Genomic DNA, 18422 nt, shown 5'->3' with positions numbered 1-18422 from the left:
GATGTGGTCTGCGCTTGTTTGACGTTATACTCGCTTTTTCTTCTTTTCTAAAACGCGGGCATGCTCTGCCTGTTTCTTCTCCATATAGAGAAGTTCCCGCTCTAGTTTGACGTAGCTGGCATAGCGTTTCGCATCTAGCGTACCGTTCGTTAGCGCTTCTTGAACGGCACAGCCCGGTTCTTTCTGATGTGAGCAGTCGCGGAAGCGGCATGTCTCGGCAAGTGCTTCGATATCACGAAACGTCTCATCGAGGTGCTCGCTTCCTTCCCATAGTCCGAATTCTCGCATCCCTGGTGTGTCGATGACGTATAAGTCATCGATCCGGAACAGTTCGCGGTGCGTCGTCGTATGTTTTCCGCGCTCGTCCTGCGCCCGTACGGCTTGTGTGACGGCAAGTGTCTCGTGGGCGAGGGCGTTCGTCAGCGTAGATTTTCCGACGCCGGACGAACCGACGAAGGCGATTGTGCTCTCACTCGGCAATGCGTGACGAAGTTCAGCCACACCTTCTCCCGTCACAGCACTGACGGGGAATATTTGGATTCCGGGTGCGTTCACTTGAATGTCTTCGAGCAATGTGTCGACGGAGTCGACTTGATCGGTCTTCGTCAAGACGATGATCGGGATTGCCCCGGTGTCCCAAGCGGCTAGCGTATAGCGTTCTAGACGACGGATGTTGAAGTCGTGTCCACATGCCATCGTAATCAAGACGTAGTCGACGTTCGCGCAGATCAGTTGTTCACGTGTCTCGTTGCCGGCGGCCGCTCGTGAAAGAACGGTCCGACGCTCAAGGAGATGGTGAATCGTACCTTGACCATGCTCACGAACTTGAATCGTGACATAATCGCCGATGACCGGGTAATCCCGTTCGCTCGTCGCGGCATGTCGAAATTTTCCGGAAACCCCGCACATATAGGCGTTTTCTCCGATTGATACCGTATAAAGATGTTGGAACTGTGCCGTGACACGTCCCGTTTCAGTTTGTTGAAACAAATTAGAATCCTCCTTTTAATGATGGAGGACGACAGCCCTCCGATTCGCTGACATTTGGTTACGTGCATGCATCATGTTGCTCATAAAACATCATCCTTTCACTGTTCGATAGCATTAGTGTACCACAGTTATTGGAAACGGTAACATCTCAGTCTAAAGACCGAGGCGAAACAAGCCTTCCGCTCGTCGACCTATGTCAAATAACGTATTATGATAAGAGTGTACTTAACAAGGAGGGATGACAGATGAATCACCAAGTGAAAAAGGTGTTGTTCATCGTGGCCGCGATCGCTCTAGTGCTCGTGTTGATCGGTTCTTTACCGAATATGATTTTATTCGGATTAGGAGCGCTCTTGACGCTTTGGGCTGGAGTCCGTTTTCAGGCTGTGACACACATCGGTGCTAAAGTTGGTTTCGGGATCCTTGCCGTCATTGGGATTGGGACGATGCTCTCAAACATTTGGGCACTCGTCGGAATCATTGTCGCGTGGTTGTTGTTTAAAGGGTATATGATGTATACAAGTGAAAAACGCGACCCGGATGTCGAGATTTTAAATGCAGACGGAACGCGTGCCGGCCGGAGCAGCTTCCAACAGTTCGATCAAGTGTGGCAAAAATTTGTTAATCGTCGTTGAGATTTCATAAGGAGGATTCACCATGAAGACACCGTTTGATCAGTTTCGTGAATTAGCGAATGAATTGACGAAAGAAATTTCGAAAGAAGTGAAGAAATACCAGGATAAAGAGATACCACGTTCAAGTGGAGAAGCGGAATTGAACCGTCATATCCGTGGAGCGGAGAAGGAAGCGTTGTCGGTTGAACGACTCGTGGAACGTCAACGTACATTGCTTGCAGAACTTGCTCAGAAGCGTGATGATGCCAAGAAAATGGCAGATAAACGGTATGAGCAGACAGAACTGGCGAAACAAGCCGGGGAAGAAAAGTTGGCAGAACGTGCGGCACTCGAATCCAAACACTACGGGGAACAGTACCGTTACTTTGAAGGATTGATTGACGAGGGTGAGCGCGAGTTGGATACATTAGAGCGTCGTGCGCTCGAGATGAAACTCAAACTCGATGAGATGCAAAATAAACGTTATGAGTTTGCGATGCGCGAAAACCTAGACTTGTTAAAAGGAGCACTCGACCAAATCTTTGGTCAAAATACGTCTCAGTCTCATCCGTTCACTGAGGAAGACAAGAAAGAACAACCTGTTGAAGAAAAGCAAGACACACAGGAAGATGAAGATGATTTTGAAGCAAAATTGAAGGAACTGGAGCGTCGCTTTAAACAAGAGTGAGGTGACGGTTCGGCGATGACCTGAACAAGGTCATCGCTTTCTTTGCTTCATACATATGAACAGAAAGGGGGAATGGACATGGAACGTTGGAACACACGTCAAATCATTGGATTTATGATTATCTTATTTTCAGTCGGACTCTTCATCGATATTGTGACGGGTGGCAATAGCGTCTTATTCAGCATGATCCTCCCGCTGCTTCTCCTCTATATCGGTCGACGGTTCAGTCGTCGGGGCAAGCAGTCTGCTAGCTATATTTTTTACGCAATCGGAGGAATCCTCTTGATCGGCTTGATCTTCTCATCTGCGGCATTCGGATTCGTGCTTTCCGGACTTCTCCTGTTATTCGGCTATCGACTCTATAAGAATCGACCGGTCGAATCGAAAATCCGGACACCCCTTCGTCAAGAACAAGCCTTCTCATTTGGGATGAAGGAATCGGGGCACTATGTGTTACGTGATACGAATGAGTTCTTTTTACTACGGGATGTCGAGATGGATTTGTCACAAGCCATCATTCCGGAAGGAGAGACGTTCTTACTCCTCAATGGACTCGCAGGAGATATTCGAATCCTCATTCCTGCAGGGTATGACTATTCGATTGACGCATCGATCGGGTTCGGTAAAGTGCAGGTTGATGACTCGAACTATTCGCCGGTTTTCAATCGTCGCTTCTATACAGCGTCTGATGATTATGTCCAGGCCACGCGAAAAGTCCGGATTCATATCGTGCTCATGAGTGGAAGTGTCGAGGTGATGACGGTATGAAAAAAGATTCTTATCCACGAACGGTCGTCTGGCATCAACTGTTTAGTAGCCTGTTGACGGCTTTCTTTATTACAGTAGCGTTTCTCATAGGTGACTCGACTTCATTGAGCGATTTATTTTCGCGTGAAGAAGGGTTGCCTTTCGGTGTGTCCATCCTGGTGATTGCCGTCTTGATCGGAAGTATCTTTGGCGTCGGTTCGTATTTTTATTTGCGCCGAGACTTTCGAGAAGTCGCCAATGCCCTTTGGAAACTGGAGAACCAAAAAGACATCACTTTCCGCCCGATGTCCCCATACCGAGATACACTCGAACGAATCGTCCGCGTATCGAAACAGCGCCAAGAGATGGTCGAGATGGCGAAGCGAGTCGGTGAGCGTCCGGTCAGTGTGGAAGAGGCGCGGAGTGAGGCCGTCGTAAAAGAAAGACGTCGCGTCGCACGAGAACTTCATGATTCGGTGAGTCAACAGCTCTATGCCATCTCGATGATGACGACAGCGGTCAAACAGACGATGCAGACGAAACCAGATCTCGCGAGTAAACAAATGGAACAAGTCGAGCTCATGGCGCAGACCGCACAGGCAGAGATGCGTTCGTTGCTGTTACAATTACGACCGGTCGAATTAGAAGGCATGACACTCAAGACGGGAATCGAACGCTTGTTAGAAGAACTGTCTCGTAAACAATCGACCGAGCTCGTCTGGCGTTTAGAGGAAGTGAAGCTCTCCCGGCACACTGAAAATGAACTGTTTCGGATTGTTCAGGAAGCGATTAGTAACACGTTACGACACGCCAAAGCGACTCGTTTAGAAATCGAGATGCGAACGGTACAACAGACGGTCATTTTAAAGATTAACGATGATGGGATTGGATTTAATGTGGACGATACACAAGTCGCCTCATATGGATTACAATCGATAAGAGAGCGTACGGCAGAAGTCGGTGGAACGTTGCGATTGGTCAGTGTGCCGAATGTAGGGACACAAATTGAAGTACGTGTGAAACAACAAGTGGAGGGGTAATGATGATTCGAGTTGTATTAATTGATGATCATGAAATGGTTCGGGCGGGCGTATCTGCCTTTTTATCGACACAACCGGACATCGAAGTCGTCGGCGAAGCATCGGACGGAGCAACGGGAGCGGAGCTTGCGATTGCGGAGAAGCCAGATGTTGTCCTCATGGACTTGGTGATGGAGCCCGTTGACGGAGTCGAATCGACGAAACGAATTAAAGCCAGTTGGAAAGAAGCGAAAATTTTGGTCGTGACGAGTTTCTTGGATGATGAGAAAGTGTATCCTGTCATCGAAGCCGGTGCGATGAGCTATGTCCTCAAGACGGCAAACGCCAATGAAATTGCAGACGCGATTCGTCAAACCGCTGCCGGTAATCCGGTCATGGCCGCCCAAGTGACAGGAAAGATGCTCGAACGCCTGCGTCATCCGGAAATGACCCTTCATGAGAGTCTTACTGCTCGGGAACGAGAAATTTTGCAACTGATGGCGGAAGGCAAATCGAATCAAGTGATTGCGGACGAATTGTTCATCTCACTCAAAACAGTGAAGACTCACGTGTCGAACATCTTGACGAAGCTTGACGTCTATGACCGGACCCAGGCAGTCGTCTATGCGTTCCAACATAACTTGGTCAGTAAAGGATGATCCGTCTCCCCGTGATTGTGACAGAGCGCCTCCGGTTGCGTCCTCTCCAAATGGAGGACGGTCCGCACGTATTCGCCATCTTTTCAGATGAACACGTGCTACGCCACTACGGAATGGAGCCACATCGGACGTTAGAAGAAACGGAACAGATGCTCACCCATATGCTCGCCCAAATCGAAACAGGAGCGGTCATCCGTTTTGCAATCGAGCATTGCGAATCAAAAGCGTTAATCGGGACAATCGGTTTTCACAATCGAGCTCCTTCGCACCGTCGTGCCGAGATCGGTTATGAACTTAGACCGGAATATTGGCGTTCAGGCTATGCGACGGAAGCACTTCACGCGGCACTTCAGTTTGCTGTGACGTGTGAAATTGAACGGGTCGGTGCCATTGTCTATGTCGAGAATCTCGCATCGCAACGTATGTTAGAGAAGAATGGATTCATTCAAGAAGGTCGACTACATAACTATATGCGTCAGCGGGGACAATCTCATGACGTGTATGTCTATAGCTATATGACCCATCAGTCAGTCTGAGCACACCGACCACAAGCGGTGTGCTTTTTTCGTTTGTAAGAGAAATAAAATGGGAACCAACTAGAGGTGAGTCAATCAAAGGAGGATGATGAGATGAAAGCAGCATATATCGAACAATATGGCGGATCAGACGAATTCAAAGTAGGGGAACTTGAACAACCGGCGATCGGTGCAGATGACGTATTGATTGAGGTTCATGCCGCAAGTGTCAACCCGGTGGATTGGAAGCTCCGTGAAGGATACTTGAAAGAAATGCTTCATTTTGAAATGCCACTCGTCATCGGGTGGGATGTATCGGGTGTCATCAAAGAAGTTGGGGCGAATGTGACCGAGCTCGATGTGGGGGATGAAGTATTCAGTCGTCCCGATATTGCACGACAAGGCACATATGCCGAGTACGTCGCAGTCGATGCGCATCTCGTCGTCAAAAAACCAGCTTCACTAAGTTTCGAGGAGGCCGCATCACTTCCGCTCGTCGCCCATACGGCATGGCAAGTCATGTTCGAAGTGATGGATGCCAAACCGGGTGATCGCATCTTCATCGGAGCTGGATCAGGTGGTGTCGGAACGGTAGCCATCCAGCTCGCGAAAGCACAGGGTTTGTATGTCGTCACGTCGACGAGTACGCCGAACGTGGACTGGGTCAAAAACCTGGGAGCCGACGAGGTCATCGACTATAAACAACAAGACCCGGCAGAGGTCGTCCGCGATCTTGACTTTGTATTTGATACGATGGGGGGCGACGGGCAGGGCAAACTGTATCGAATGCTTAAAGAGAATGGGATGCTCGTCTCCATCTCCACACCACCAAATGAAGAGGAAGCCAAACAGGCGAAGGTCCGTGCCGAGTACGTCTTCATGCAACCGACAGGGGAGCGTTTGAAAAAAATTGCGGAAGCTGTTGAAAAAGGCGAACTGAAACCTGTGATTGACCGGGTCTTTGATTTAGAAGACACGAAACTTGCTCATGACTATGGAGAAGAAGGGCATGCCAAAGGCAAAATCGTCATTCGAGTGAAATGATAAAAAAGAGGTGGGTTTCCAGAACACGCTCTGGAAATCCACCTCTTTTTATTAAATTTGATAGGCTATCTCAAGTGGAGGTCAGCCTTTTTTCTGTGCTTGTATTTGTTCATCGATTTCGGATAGGTAGGTCCAACGTTCCATCTTCGCATCGAGTGTTTCTTTCAGTTCTGCGATTGTTGCGTACAACTCATTGACTTTACCAAGGTCGCTACCCGCTGATGCAAGTGTCGCTTCCTGCGCTTCAATCTGTTCCTCAAGTGCGGCGATGTCTTCTTCGATCGTGTCCCATTCCTTCTGTTCTTTGAAGGTGAATTTCACGACCTCCGACCTTACGCGTTCCTTTTTCTCTTTAGGTTCTTTCTCTTTCTTCACTTGACGAACCTCTTCTTGTCGCATGGCCAGGTAGTCACTATATTCTGCGTGATACACCTGGATGATCCCATCTTCGAAGGCGATCAACTGTCCGGCGATCCGGTCTAAGAAATACCGGTCGTGACTGACGGCGATGACTGTACCTGGGAAGGATTCCAAATAGTCTTCTAAAACAGACAACGTCTCCGTGTCTAAATCGTTCGTCGGTTCATCGAGGAATAAGACGTTCGGTTCATCCATGAGAATTCGAAGCAGGACGAGACGTCGTTTTTCGCCACCAGATAGCTTCGCAATCGGTTTGTATTGCGCGTCCGGTGAGAAAAGGAAACGTTCAAGCATCTGCCCCGCCGTGATGACCTCGCCGTCCGGCGTATGAATGACTTTGGCGATGCGTTCAATCTCATCAATGACCCGTCGTGACTCGTCTTCAAATTCGACTTGTTGTCCGTAATAGCCTAAATGAACAGTTTCTCCGTGCACAATCGTACCGTTTGTCGGTTCTAGGCGCTTGGCGAGCAAGTTCATGAGTGTTGATTTCCCACTCCCGTTCGGTCCGACGATTCCGTAGCGTTCACGGCGACCGAAAATCCAATTAAACTGCCGAATGAGAAGGGAGTCGTCGTATCCGAAAGACAAATCTTCGACTTCGATGACCTTTTTGCCGAGACGTCGTGATCCGACCGAAACGTCGAGCGTCTCGTCTTCTGCTAAGCTCTCTTGATGTTTCAAGTCTTCGACGCGTTGAATGCGTGCCTTTTGTTTCGTTGTCCGGGCTTTCGCGCCTCGACGTAACCAGGCGAGTTCGCGACGTAATATATTCTGTCGTTTCTGTTCCATCGATTGTGCCCGCGCTTTGCGCTCGGCACGCTTCTCGAGAAAGAGTTCATAGTTCCCGTTATAGAAGTAACTCGTTCCATCCGCAATCTCCAAAATGTGATTCGTGACACGATTCAAGAAATAGCGGTCGTGGGTGATGAGCAGGATGGCTCCTCGGTAATCGGCAAGCATCGTTTCGAGCCATGCGATTGTATCGGCATCCAGTTCGTTCGTTGGCTCATCTAAAAGGAGCAAATCCGCTTCATCGAGTAACGCTGCGGCGAGCGCGACCCGTTTTTGTTGACCCCCAGACAAGGCGTTCACATCGATTGACACGTCAGGAAGACCGAGCCGGTTCAAAATCGACTTCAGTTTTGCTTCCGTTTCCCAAGCGTCTGCGGCATCGACGGCCTGTTGGGCTTTCATGAAGCGTTCAAGTAATTGCTCACTTGTCGGGTCCGCTTCGAGTGCTTGCCGGGCGCGTTCGAACTGTTTCAACGCTTGAACGGACGGAGTGTCACTTGTGAACAAAGCGTCTAGAATCGTTTGTCCTTCGTTAAATTGAACCGTTTGAGTCAAGTAGCGAATCCGATAATCGTTCGGATGCTGCATCGTGCCTCGATCTGCTGTCTCGGTACCGGCGATGATTTTCATGAACGTTGATTTCCCCGAACCGTTCACGCCGATAATCCCGATACGGTCTCCGGGATGGATCGTCATCGTCACATCATCAAATAAGACTTTGTCGGCAAACTCTTTATGAATGCCTTCAATCATTAATAAACTCATGCGTTCTCTCCTTCAAGCTGTTGACGAATGGCCGCCTCGACCGTCGCTGCGATTTCCTTGTTCGGCAAATCGGCCGGATCAATCGCAGGTAAGAATGTGACATCGACCGTTGCCGGGGTGATTCGATTTTTGGCTTCTAACAATTTATAACTGCCTTGAATCGCGACTGGAACAATCTTCGCACCACTTGATGTGGCGAGCGTCAAACTTCCAGCTTTAAACTCCTTCATCGGTCCACCTTTTGAGCGTGTGCCTTCTGGGAAGACAATCATTGATTGGCCGGATTGAATCGTTTCGACACCGGAACGAATGGCTTGAATCGATTGCCGACGGTCACTCCGGTCGATGAAGATACATCCCATCAATTCCATCCAACGTGGGATAATCGGGAATTTTTGAACCTCGATTTTTGAGATAAACGCTTTCGGTCGTTTCGTGGCGGTCAACATAATCGGGACGTCGAAGTTTCCTTGGTGGTTCGACACGTAGACGACGGGTTCATCCGGAATCTGGTCTTGGCCATGGACACGGACGTCTGCACCTGCGATTTTTAGTAGAAACTGTGCCCATTTATAAGCGATATCTTGTACGTAACGGTAACGTTTCGGTGTTTCGATTTTTTTCGCTTTCTGTAAAAACGGGACGGTGATCGGTAATACGGCAAAAAATGAGAAAAACCATACAGCTGTTCGAATCATTCTATTCTCTCCTCTCATGATGACAACAAGAAAGAGTCTTCTTCTCTTGACGAGAATCCGACCCTTCGGCATGAATCCTTATTCCCAAAAGCGAGAATCGCTCTCTTCTTCCTCTTCTTCGAGCTCGAACGTAATGCGTTTATTCACAGGATCGACGACGAAATAGGCGCCGTCTTGCTCGATACTTTTGATTTGCATGGCCTGGTCACTTCCGATTTCGAGAGTGAGACGGATTCGATTGTCATCATCGACGAGCAAAATGCCGTCCTCTTTTAACCAGAGCTCCATGACAGGTGAATAACGAAGTAGCCATTCATTCGATAACGGGATTTCATTCATACGGTTGTGTGCCTCCTGCGATTATAAATCCATTGTACGATGTCTGTTCCTACATAGGATACCAAATGTGGCGAGGGAAGACGAGCGTTATGTAGAGCGTTTTCGAGTCGTAGAGTGCATTCTGTCCACGACGCGTTTGATTCGTTTCTGGTTCCGTCTTTCTACAAAATACTCGTTTGCCTGCATGAAGAGTTGTTTGAAGGAAGAGAGTCCCATGGCAATCAAGACGGCGAATAGAAATGTCCCGATTGGATCTTTGTACAATTCAGTCTGGAACAAGAAAGCAAGTCCTACGATTGATAAAATGGTCGTGAGAAAATAAAAAATCATAGCGGAGTCTCCTTTTCTTAAAGGGTATGAAAGAAAAAGGCATGGTCTTTTAATCGTATTCGACTTTTTGAAGGAAAATCCTGTTATGTATTCCAAAGAAAAAACGCCTTCAGTTGGCTGAATGGCGTTTACTCTTGGGTCATGTAAGTCGAAGATGACGAAACGTTCGTATCGACACCGTTTGAGAAAATAAAACTGAGTGATGCGAGCAATGCGAAAAAGGCGACAAGTAATCCTTTTGTAAAACGTTTTGCAAAAGAACGAGACTGTATATCAAACATTTATTATCCCCCGATCAATCCTAAATGAAACCTTATCTATACTGGACACTTCCTATATAATAACGTTTTCAAAAAAAGGATACTAGCAGAAAAAAAGGCGTTCACAAAATTGTCACAAAATTTTAATAAATCATGTGAGTTCATTAAACAATCGCCATTTCAACTGTCTCAAAACACGTTCACATTTTCGACACATTTATTCAAAATGTTGAAAGAGAACATGATATGATTAGGAACGTGTGTAGATAGGTATACTGACAGTAATAGCTTAGAAAAGGATGTGGGTGTAATGGCATTGCGCGCAGGAGAAGTAGTAGATTTAGTCGCGGAACGTTCTGCTGATTTTGGAGTATTCATTAGTAACGGCCGCGAAGAGGTGCTCCTTCACCGAAAAGAACAGACAGAAGAAGTGACGATCGGTCAAACAGTTCGCGTCTTCTTATATCATGATTCAGAAGGACGTCTCGCATCAACGATGACGATTCCGACCGTTTCATTTGATGAGTATGAATGGTTTGAGGTAACGGGCGTCCGGTATAACACAGGGGTCTTCGTGAATATCGGAATTCAAAAGGACGTTCTCGTTTCAATGGATGACTTACCGGAGAACCGGTCGTATTGGCCGCAGACAGGCGATCAATTGTGCATTCGCTTGAAGTATGACCAAAAAGGACGTTTGCTTGGGGACCCTGCACCATATGCGTTCTTGAACTTGTTGGCACGACCGTCGAAAGAAGAATGGAACAACCAGGACGTGCAGGCCATCGTCGTCAATAAACGTGAAGTGGGCGTCAACGTATGGGTCGAAGGCGAATCACTCGGTTTCTTGCATGAGGCAGAGATGACGCGTTGGCCACGTCTCGGAGAACAGTTGACCGTTCGTGTGACGCAGGTCAAACAAGATGGTACGGTCCTCGTTTCGATGAAGCCACGTGCGTACGAGGCGATTGATGGTGATGCGGCGAGCATCCTCTCGTATATTGAAGAACGTGGAGGACAAATGCCTTATGGTGATAAGACATCACCTGACATCATCGACCGTGAATTCGGGATGAGTAAAGCGGCATTTAAACGAGCGCTTGGAAAACTGTTGAAAGAGAAACAAGTTGAAAAGCTCGACAACGGCTACAAATTGAAATAAGATAACTCATGTTCGGGTGACATGAAAAAGTTTGAAAATGTATTTCTTTCATTTTAGGAATAAATACGTTATAGTTAATAAAGTTGACTATGAGGAAACATTGAGAAAACGTCTGTAGATCTGTCAAACTGAACTCAGACGTTTTTTGTATGAACAAAGGAGAATATAATTTGACAAAATTTCAAGACTTACAATTAAGTGAAGCATTAGTAAAAGGTGTACACAAAATGGGCTTCGAGGAAGCTACACCGATCCAAGCTGAGACAATTCCTGTCGCACTCACGGGAGTGGACGTATTAGGACAAGCACAAACAGGTACAGGGAAAACAGCAGCTTTCGGTATTCCGACAATTGAGCGAATCGATTCAAAGGCGCGTCAAGTCCAAGCACTCGTTCTTGCACCGACACGTGAACTTGCGATTCAAGTTGCAGAAGAATTAAACAAAATCGGTGAAACGAAGCGCGTATACGCACTTCCAGTATACGGTGGTCAACAAATTGACCGTCAGATCCGTGGTTTGAAAAAGAACCCGCAAATCGTCGTAGCGACACCAGGACGTCTCATGGACCACATGAAGCGTAAGACGATCAAACTCGATGACATTCAAACAGTCATCTTGGATGAAGCGGATGAAATGCTCAACATGGGCTTCGTTGAAGATATCGAAACGATTTTGGCTGGTCTTCCTGAAGAGCGCCAAACGCTTCTCTTCTCAGCGACAATGCCACCACAAATCAAAAAGATTGCTGAGCGTTTCATGAAGTCGCCGACAATCATCAAAGTCAAAGCGAAAGAAATGACAGTTGAGAACATCAACCAACAGTTCATCGAATTGCGTGAAGGTCAAAAATTCGATACGCTTTGCCGTTTGATCGACATCGACTCACCAGAACTCAGCATCATCTTCGCTCGTACGAAGAAACGTGTAGACGAAGTGACAGAAGCACTCATCAAACGCGGATACACTGCAGACGGTCTTCACGGAGACTTGACGCAATCGAAACGTGACCAAGTTATTCGTCGTTTCAAAAACGGAACAATCGATATCTTGGTAGCGACTGACGTTGCGGCACGTGGACTTGATATTTCAGGTGTCACACACGTTTACAACTTCGATGTACCACAAGACCCAGAAAGCTACGTACACCGCATCGGTCGTACAGGTCGTGCTGGTAAAACTGGTACAGCCCTCACGTTCATCACGCCACGTGAATTTGGACAAGTGAAAGCAATTGAACGTGTAACGAACAAACGCATGAACCGTCGTCACGTACCGACAATCGCGGAAGTACTTGAAGGAAACCAAAAGCAAGCAGCTGAAGAATTGATCGAACGCGTTCAAGCGGGCGACTTCAAAGCTTACACGCAACTTGCGACAGAACTTCTTGAAGAGTACGAAGCAGTTGAAATTCTCGCTGCTGCCCTCCGTGGATTGACGAAAGAGCCAGATTCAACACCTGTTGAAATCTCGTACGCTGAACCAGTTCGTGTGAAACGCCAAGGTGGCCGTGGTGGCGATCGCGGTGGATACCGTGGTCGTAACGACCGTCGTGGCGGTGGCGGTGGCCGTGGTGGCGATCGTCGTGGTGGACGCGGTGGCGAACGTCGTGATGGACGTAGCGGAGACCGTAAAGGATCATTCCGTGGTGACGATCGTCGTCGCTCGGATGACCGTGGTCCACGCCGTCCGCGTGACTAATCATCGTGAAATGCCGCATTTCCCTAAGTGGATTTGCGGCATTTTTTATTGTGTCGTGCTACACTAGTTGAGTAGAGATAGAAGGATGAGGTGTCAACGGATGGTGGAATTAAGTTTCGGTCTCCTTGTGCTGCTTGGTTGTGTAATCGCACTCAAACCAATCGTGTTAAAGACAGACCGTCCTAACTTTCGTTATATCCCCGTGGCGACATTGTTATTTGGAGCGATGATTTTTTTAGTGTTAGCCATTGGAGTAGGCGGAAAGATGGGCATTGCATATGGCGTGGTGAGTATCGCCTATTTTATTGCTTGTTTCGGTGCCTATATGTATGTACACACGCGAACGAGCTGATTGTAGCTCGTTTTCGCATTTAACGAAGAGGTGATGAATTGTGGATGCGGTAGAAGTGATGGTCCATCCTGAAGAAGTGATGGTGACGTATGAACCAATCCTTGGAGCGGCGACGTTTCAAGTGGAAGGATATATGGTACATGGACGATTCCGAGGCGAATCATTGACACCGTTTTTTTATGATGATGACGTTCCCCTCGAGTATCAATTAGACATCGCCCAACGAATGGAGCAACTCGCGGCAGCGCAACTTCGTGACGTCAAACCATTCGTCACGTTCAGATGCCGGTCGGAATGGATTCTCGAAGAAGGGGGAGAAGCCTTTTTAGCCCCACTACGCGAATTGAATTTTCCGTTACACCGTATTTATGTGACCTTACAAGGGACGGACTTGGTCGACGTCCCGCGATTGTCACGTGTCATTCAATACTATCGGTCCTATGGATTGAAAATTGCATTAGACTTTGCCGAATCCACGAGTATCGAAGACATCATGACGCTTGCGCCAGAATTATTGCTCGTCGACCTTGGCACGATGGTCGAGAAAAAGACGTTATCGGTCACCTATCCGAACATGCTTCAGACGATGGAGTATATCGCTTCGAAGCTTGGTGCACCGCTTCTTTACAAATCCATCAACCACATCGGACAGCTTCGTTACGCGTGGCAGCACGGTGGTCGGTATTACATGGGTGGCCTACTAGGCTTGGAAGATGAGATTCCCCAACGAGAAATCAAAGGTATGGGTGTGTTGGCACAAGAAGTGCCTTCCTTCTTTTTACATGACCAGAAACGACTGAATCGCTTGTACGAGCTTGAATTTGAGTTACATCGCCGCATTGGCGAACTAGTTCAATCCGGAAAATGGTCGAGAGACAAGAAAGACGAGTGGATTCAATTCATCGCCCCAAAACTGGAAGAGGTGTTTGTTCGCTATTATATAACGGATAAGACAGGTTTCCAGACGAGTGCGAACGTTTACTGCGTGAATGGAGAATGGCGTGTCGATAATACGTATCGGGGCTATAACTGGAGTTTCCGACCGTATTTCATTCAGACGATGGCGGCGATGGATGTTCGAGGGCGTGGCTATTTATCGGGAGACTATCGTGATTTCAGTTCGAATGAAGTGACGCGAACGTTCAGCTATCCGTTACCGGACGGCATGTTCTTATTTGCCGACATCTCTGAAGAATATTTATATCAAAATCGATTATTGGATTGAAAGGAAGATGGACGATGCTAGATTATGATTACGATGCATTGCGCGAAATCGGGCGAATCGTCGCACTTGCGCGAGATGAGATGGCGAAAGCCGTTAAGCCCGGTATGACAACAAAAGAATTAGATGCGATCGGGCAACGTATTTTAGAAGAAGAAGGTGCAGCTTCTGCACCGATTACGATGTACGAATTTCCAGGTTACACATGTATCTCGCTCAATGACGTTGCTGCCCATGGTATTCCGGGAGATGAAGTCATTCAAGAAGGCGATATCGTCAATGTCGACGTCTCCGCTGTGAAGGATGGGTATTATGCCGATACGGGACGCACTGTGATTGCGGGGGCGGCGAAGTCACCTCAGCACGAACGTTTGGTCGAAGTATCCTTGACTTCATTAGAAGCGGGACTCAGCAAGGTCAAGGCGGGTGTGAAAGTCAATCAGATCGGGAAAGCAATTTACGCTGACGCGAGAAAGAATGGATTCACGGTCATCCGGAACTTGGCCGGACACGGACTCGGTCGGACATTGCACGGGGAGCCAGAGACGATCTCGAACTATTATAGTCGCGAAGAAAATCAGTTATTAAAAGCCGGGCAAGTGATTGCTGTTGAGACGTTCATCTCGACAAAGGATGAAATCGTCTATCAATCGGAAGAGGATGGTTGGACGCTCTTCACTCCGAACAAGAGTCTTGTTTCGCAGTTCGAGCATACAGTTGTTGTCACAGAAGATGGATATGAAGTGTTAACGGGATCGTTCCGTTAACGTAAAAAGGTGTGGTTCTCGTGAACCACACCTTTTTCATGTTTGCAATGTAATCACTTCTTCGCGTAACCGTTCAATCACATTCCAATCTGGTTGTACGGAATCCGGAAGAGTCAACTTTCCATTCTCCACTTCAAGCGGGGTATCGAGTAAATCTTGCTCGAAATAAGCGCTCGTACCTGACATGTCCGCGGGGAAGCTCGCGCCGCTTAACGAAGCAAACAAGAGTGTATGATATCTTCCGATACCGGATTCATACATGCCACCGACCCAGTATGGCGTTCCGTGTTTTCGAATGTGGAGCGCCTCGCTAAGCCCACCGACACGTGCGGGTTTAATGTTGACGATTTTTCCGGCACCAAGCTGTGCCATCGTATCCACGTCGTCATAAGACGTGATGGATTCGTCGAGACAAATGGGGGTCGTGAGTTTTGCTTGGAGAGCCGCTGATTTTGTGAATTGTCGGCTTGGGTACGGTTGTTCGATCATCAATAACCGATGGGCATCGAGTTGTTCGAACCATTCCATTGGTTGATCGGACGCACTTCCGTTTAAATCAATCATGAGAGGCGCGTCAGGGAAGACCGCGCGAATCTCACGTAGGGCAGGAACCAGTTCATTAGGAGATGCCTTTAATTTGATGCGTTCGAATCCGTCAGCTAATGCCGTCTCGATGGATTTCATCGTTTGATTCAGTAACCCAATCCCGATTGTTCGTCCGCAGGAAACGGAATCTCCGGCGCTCATGAATGACTTTAGTGATTTGTTCGCGCGCGTTGCTTCAATCTCCCAGAGTGCACTTTCCCACATCGCCTTTGCCATGTGCTGACCGATGATGGACGAGACCAAGTTCGGAAACACGTCCGTTGTGACCGTCATCCCTTTCAGTAAATTGAGAATTAGTTTAGACGTATCGATCATGGATTGGGTCGTTTCTTCCGTATACCAAGGTGTTTCGAAAGCGGCACCTTCTCCGTATCCGATGACACCGTCTACGGTCTCTAGACGGAGGATAAGCGTTCTTCGGACAGATAAGACAGCGTGTGCCGTCACAATCGGGTGTTTAAACGTCAAAGGGACGATGGAAAGCTCAGCACGTTTGATCATGACAGTAGCTCCTTTAAGCGATGGCGCATTAATTTTCCGTTCGCGTTTCGTGGTAAATTCGGTGCGTAGTGGATGGCGATCGGGTGCTTGTATTTAGCCAACTGTGAGTCGAGAACATGCTGCATCTCGGCTGGGTCATAGGAGCCGACGACGAAGGCGATCGGGACTTCTCCCCAAGTCGGATGCGACTGTTTCGTGACGCCGACGTCTTGAACACCGGCACAGCGTAACATGGCGGCTTCGATTTCAGCCGGATAAACATTTTCACCACCAGACAGAATAAGATCGGTTCGGCGATCGTGTACATATAAATAACCATCCCTCATCGTGCCGAGGTCACCCGTTCGCCAATAACCATCGGGTGTCCAAGCATCTGATTCAGGTTGTTCGAAGTATCCCTTCGTCACAGTTGGTCCCTTTACTTCAATCTCTCCGTCTGAATTAATTCGAATTCTTGTGGGGGCGATTGCCTGCCCACTCGAACCGATATGTGAGAGCGCTTCGCTCGGAAGTAACGTCGCGACTTGAGAGCATGTCTCGGTCATCCCGTATGTCTGAGCAATGGGTAACTGCCGTCGTTCTGCTTCTTCTAGCAATGAGCGTGGGACGGGTCCGCCTCCGACGAGTAACGTGCGAAGATGATACTTCTTCAGACCGGCATCGAGCAGTCGTTGCAGCATAATTGAGACGAGTGATAGCTGGGTGATGCCTTCTGTCTCGATGACGTGAAGGGTTCGATCGACATCGAATCGTGGCTCGACATAGAGCGTCGAACCGATGATGGCACTCCGATACACTTGAGACAGTCCACTCATGTGAAAGAGCGGGGTCACCGTGAGCATCCGGTCTGATGGACGATAGTCTAAATGCGCTTCAGCGGCTCGGGCACTAGCGAGGTGATTCCCGTACGTCTGTTGCACCGCTTTGGCTCGACCCGTCGTTCCGGACGTAAACATGAGAGACATGGTTTCATCTTCTTTCCACTCATGGGGCGCGTTGAAACATGAAGTGGCCCGATCTGCGATCTGAAGTTGGGTGACGGACAAATCGATTTCTGCGTCGACGAGGAGAAGGTTCACTTTTGCTGTTTGTAGCTGAGTACGCACTTCCTCTTCGGTCAGCCGTGTGTTCAACGGCACAAGCACTTTTCCGAGCAGATGTACTGCATGAACGGCAATGACATAGTCTTTGCTGTTTTTAGCGAATATGCCAATTCGTTTGGCGGTGGGTGTCTGTTCATGGATGAACTGGGCAAGTTGAAGGCTTTCCGTGCGTAGCATTGCCCATGTCAATCGATCGTCAGCTGTCACAAGGGCGAGATGTGACGCTGGGTGTTTCCGAATCCATTCATACATAGCTGTCACCTCCAAAAAAAGAGTAGCGAAATCGCTACTCTCTCAACAATTAAGGGAAACGTGGGAATTGACCGAAGTCAGGGTCACGTTTTTCTTTGAACGCATCGCGTCCTTCTTTTGCTTCATCTGTCGTGTAGTAGAGAAGCGTTGCGTCTCCAGCGAGTTGCTGAAGTCCGGCAAGACCATCTGTATCTGCGTTCATTGCTGCTTTCAAGAAGCGAAGCGCTGTAGGTGAGTGTTGTAAGATTTCTTGGCACCACTTGATCGTTTCTGCTTCAAGTTGATCGAGTGGGACCACCGTGTTGACGAGTCCCATGTCGAGTGCTTCTTGTGCATCGTATTGACGGCAAAGGTACCAGATTTCACGAGCTTTCTTATGGCCGATGATCCGTGCCAAGTATCCAGAACCGTATCCTGCATCGAACGAACCGACTTTAGGACCTGTTTGTCCGAAGCGAGCATTGTCCGCTGCAATCGTCAAGTCACAGACGACATGAAGAACGTGTCCTCCGCCGATTGCGAAACCTGCGACCATGGCGATGACCGGTTTTGGAATGACGCGAATCAAGCGCTGAAGGTCGAGGACGTTCAAGCGTGGGATTTCATCTTCCCCGACGTAGCCACCATGTCCGCGAACTTTTTGGTCTCCACCTGAACAGAATGCCTTTTCGCCTTCACCTGTCAAGATGATGACGCCGACTTCTTTATCGTCGCGCGCGCGAGCGAATGCATCAATCAATTCATTGACCGTCAACGGACGGAATGCATTGCGCACTTCGGGACGGTTGATGGTGATTTTAGCAATCCCGTTCCACGTTTCATATTTAATGTCTTCATACGTCCGGACCGATGTCCAGTTCGCTACTGATTCCAT

21 protein-coding genes are annotated in these 18422 nt (G+C 48.3%); 12 read left to right on the top strand and 9 right to left on the bottom strand.

Features of this window, described 5'->3' with window-relative positions; genetic code table 11:
• Positions 1-24: 24 nt before the first annotated feature.
• Entirely contained in the window at positions 25-990 is a 966-nt protein-coding gene (rsgA, locus tag KNO61_RS15000) for a ribosome small subunit-dependent GTPase A (protein ID WP_214873751.1), read from the bottom strand.
• Positions 991-1235: 245 nt separating this feature from the next.
• On the opposite strand from rsgA, the gene KNO61_RS14995 reads away from it, so the two are divergent.
• The 7 genes from KNO61_RS14995 to KNO61_RS14965 all read left to right on the top strand — a co-directional run bounded on the left by KNO61_RS14995 (position 1236) and on the right by KNO61_RS14965 (position 6276).
• The gene (locus KNO61_RS14995) at positions 1236-1625 is read left to right on the top strand and encodes a lmo0954 family membrane protein (protein ID WP_031421063.1); all 390 of its coding nucleotides are present in this window, start codon (positions 1236-1238) and stop codon (positions 1623-1625) included.
• Positions 1626-1647: 22 nt separating this feature from the next.
• Positions 1648-2292 (top strand): PspA/IM30 family protein, encoded by a 645-nt coding sequence (locus KNO61_RS14990; protein ID WP_214731561.1) that lies wholly within the window; start codon positions 1648-1650, stop codon positions 2290-2292.
• Positions 2293-2370: 78 nt separating this feature from the next.
• A complete protein-coding gene (liaF, locus tag KNO61_RS14985; RefSeq protein ID WP_015880836.1) occupies positions 2371-3060 on the top strand; it encodes a cell wall-active antibiotics response protein LiaF in 690 nt (229 codons plus the stop codon).
• On the top strand, positions 3057-4079 hold the full coding sequence (locus tag KNO61_RS14980; protein ID WP_214873748.1) for a sensor histidine kinase: 1023 nt from the start codon (positions 3057-3059) through the stop codon (positions 4077-4079). The genes liaF and KNO61_RS14980 overlap by 4 nt, the downstream gene beginning before the upstream one ends.
• Before the next feature lie 2 nt (positions 4080-4081).
• On the top strand, positions 4082-4717 hold the full coding sequence (locus KNO61_RS14975) for a response regulator (protein WP_015880838.1): 636 nt from the start codon (positions 4082-4084) through the stop codon (positions 4715-4717).
• Positions 4718-4728: 11 nt separating this feature from the next.
• Positions 4729-5253, top strand: coding sequence for a GNAT family N-acetyltransferase (locus KNO61_RS14970; RefSeq protein ID WP_251306906.1), 525 nt, complete (start codon positions 4729-4731; stop codon positions 5251-5253).
• Positions 5254-5346: 93 nt separating this feature from the next.
• Entirely contained in the window at positions 5347-6276 is a 930-nt protein-coding gene (locus KNO61_RS14965) for an NADP-dependent oxidoreductase (RefSeq protein ID WP_214873746.1), read from the top strand.
• Positions 6277-6357: 81 nt separating this feature from the next.
• On the opposite strand, the gene KNO61_RS14960 is transcribed toward KNO61_RS14965, so the two are convergent.
• From KNO61_RS14960 to KNO61_RS14940, 5 genes are all read right to left on the bottom strand, one after another.
• The gene (locus KNO61_RS14960) at positions 6358-8256 is read right to left on the bottom strand and encodes an ABC-F family ATP-binding cassette domain-containing protein (protein WP_214734544.1); all 1899 of its coding nucleotides are present in this window, start codon (positions 8254-8256) and stop codon (positions 6358-6360) included.
• A complete protein-coding gene (locus tag KNO61_RS14955) occupies positions 8253-8954 on the bottom strand; it encodes a lysophospholipid acyltransferase family protein (protein WP_078146354.1) in 702 nt (233 codons plus the stop codon). The genes KNO61_RS14960 and KNO61_RS14955 overlap by 4 nt, the downstream gene beginning before the upstream one ends.
• A 78-nt stretch (positions 8955-9032) precedes the next feature.
• Positions 9033-9293, bottom strand: coding sequence for a hypothetical protein (locus tag KNO61_RS14950; RefSeq protein WP_015880843.1), 261 nt, complete (start codon positions 9291-9293; stop codon positions 9033-9035).
• A gap of 87 nt (positions 9294-9380) precedes the next feature.
• A complete protein-coding gene (locus KNO61_RS14945) occupies positions 9381-9623 on the bottom strand; it encodes a hypothetical protein (RefSeq protein WP_031421071.1) in 243 nt (80 codons plus the stop codon).
• Between the two features lie 128 nt (positions 9624-9751).
• Positions 9752-9904: a hypothetical protein gene (locus KNO61_RS14940; RefSeq protein WP_015880844.1), complete on the bottom strand. Its 153-nt coding sequence runs from the start codon at positions 9902-9904 to the stop codon at positions 9752-9754.
• 289 nt (positions 9905-10193) lie between these two features.
• On the opposite strand from KNO61_RS14940, the gene KNO61_RS14935 reads away from it, so the two are divergent.
• The 5 genes from KNO61_RS14935 to map all read left to right on the top strand — a co-directional run bounded on the left by KNO61_RS14935 (position 10194) and on the right by map (position 15086).
• Positions 10194-11045 (top strand): CvfB family protein, encoded by an 852-nt coding sequence (locus KNO61_RS14935; protein WP_015880845.1) that lies wholly within the window; start codon positions 10194-10196, stop codon positions 11043-11045.
• A gap of 170 nt (positions 11046-11215) precedes the next feature.
• Positions 11216-12745 (top strand): degradosome RNA helicase CshA, encoded by a 1530-nt coding sequence (cshA, locus tag KNO61_RS14930; protein ID WP_078146356.1) that lies wholly within the window; start codon positions 11216-11218, stop codon positions 12743-12745.
• Between the two features lie 100 nt (positions 12746-12845).
• Complete coding sequence (locus KNO61_RS14925) at positions 12846-13097, top strand: hypothetical protein (protein ID WP_214814516.1); 252 nt, start codon at positions 12846-12848, stop codon at positions 13095-13097.
• Between the two features lie 40 nt (positions 13098-13137).
• Positions 13138-14322: an EAL-associated domain-containing protein gene (locus tag KNO61_RS14920; protein WP_074037729.1), complete on the top strand. Its 1185-nt coding sequence runs from the start codon at positions 13138-13140 to the stop codon at positions 14320-14322.
• Positions 14323-14336: 14 nt separating this feature from the next.
• Positions 14337-15086, top strand: a complete 750-nt coding sequence (gene map / locus KNO61_RS14915) for a type I methionyl aminopeptidase (protein ID WP_015880849.1) — start codon at positions 14337-14339, stop codon at positions 15084-15086.
• A gap of 36 nt (positions 15087-15122) precedes the next feature.
• On the opposite strand, the gene menC is transcribed toward map, so the two are convergent.
• From menC to menB, 3 genes are read right to left on the bottom strand one after another with little or no spacing between them, the layout of a single operon-like run.
• A complete protein-coding gene (menC, locus tag KNO61_RS14910; RefSeq protein ID WP_078146358.1) occupies positions 15123-16193 on the bottom strand; it encodes an o-succinylbenzoate synthase in 1071 nt (356 codons plus the stop codon).
• On the bottom strand, positions 16190-17548 hold the full coding sequence (gene menE, locus KNO61_RS14905) for an o-succinylbenzoate--CoA ligase (protein ID WP_214814515.1): 1359 nt from the start codon (positions 17546-17548) through the stop codon (positions 16190-16192). The genes menC and menE overlap by 4 nt, the downstream gene beginning before the upstream one ends.
• A 49-nt stretch (positions 17549-17597) precedes the next feature.
• The gene (gene menB / locus KNO61_RS14900) at positions 17598-18422 is read right to left on the bottom strand and encodes a 1,4-dihydroxy-2-naphthoyl-CoA synthase (protein ID WP_015880852.1); all 825 of its coding nucleotides are present in this window, start codon (positions 18420-18422) and stop codon (positions 17598-17600) included.

It is taken from the genome of Exiguobacterium sp. s140, from assembly GCF_018617035.1.
In the GTDB taxonomy this organism is placed as follows: Bacteria; Bacillota; Bacilli; order Exiguobacteriales; family Exiguobacteriaceae; genus Exiguobacterium; species Exiguobacterium profundum.
The sequence above is the reverse complement of the archived record's forward strand: the minus strand, read 5'-3'. Positions and strand labels throughout refer to the sequence as shown.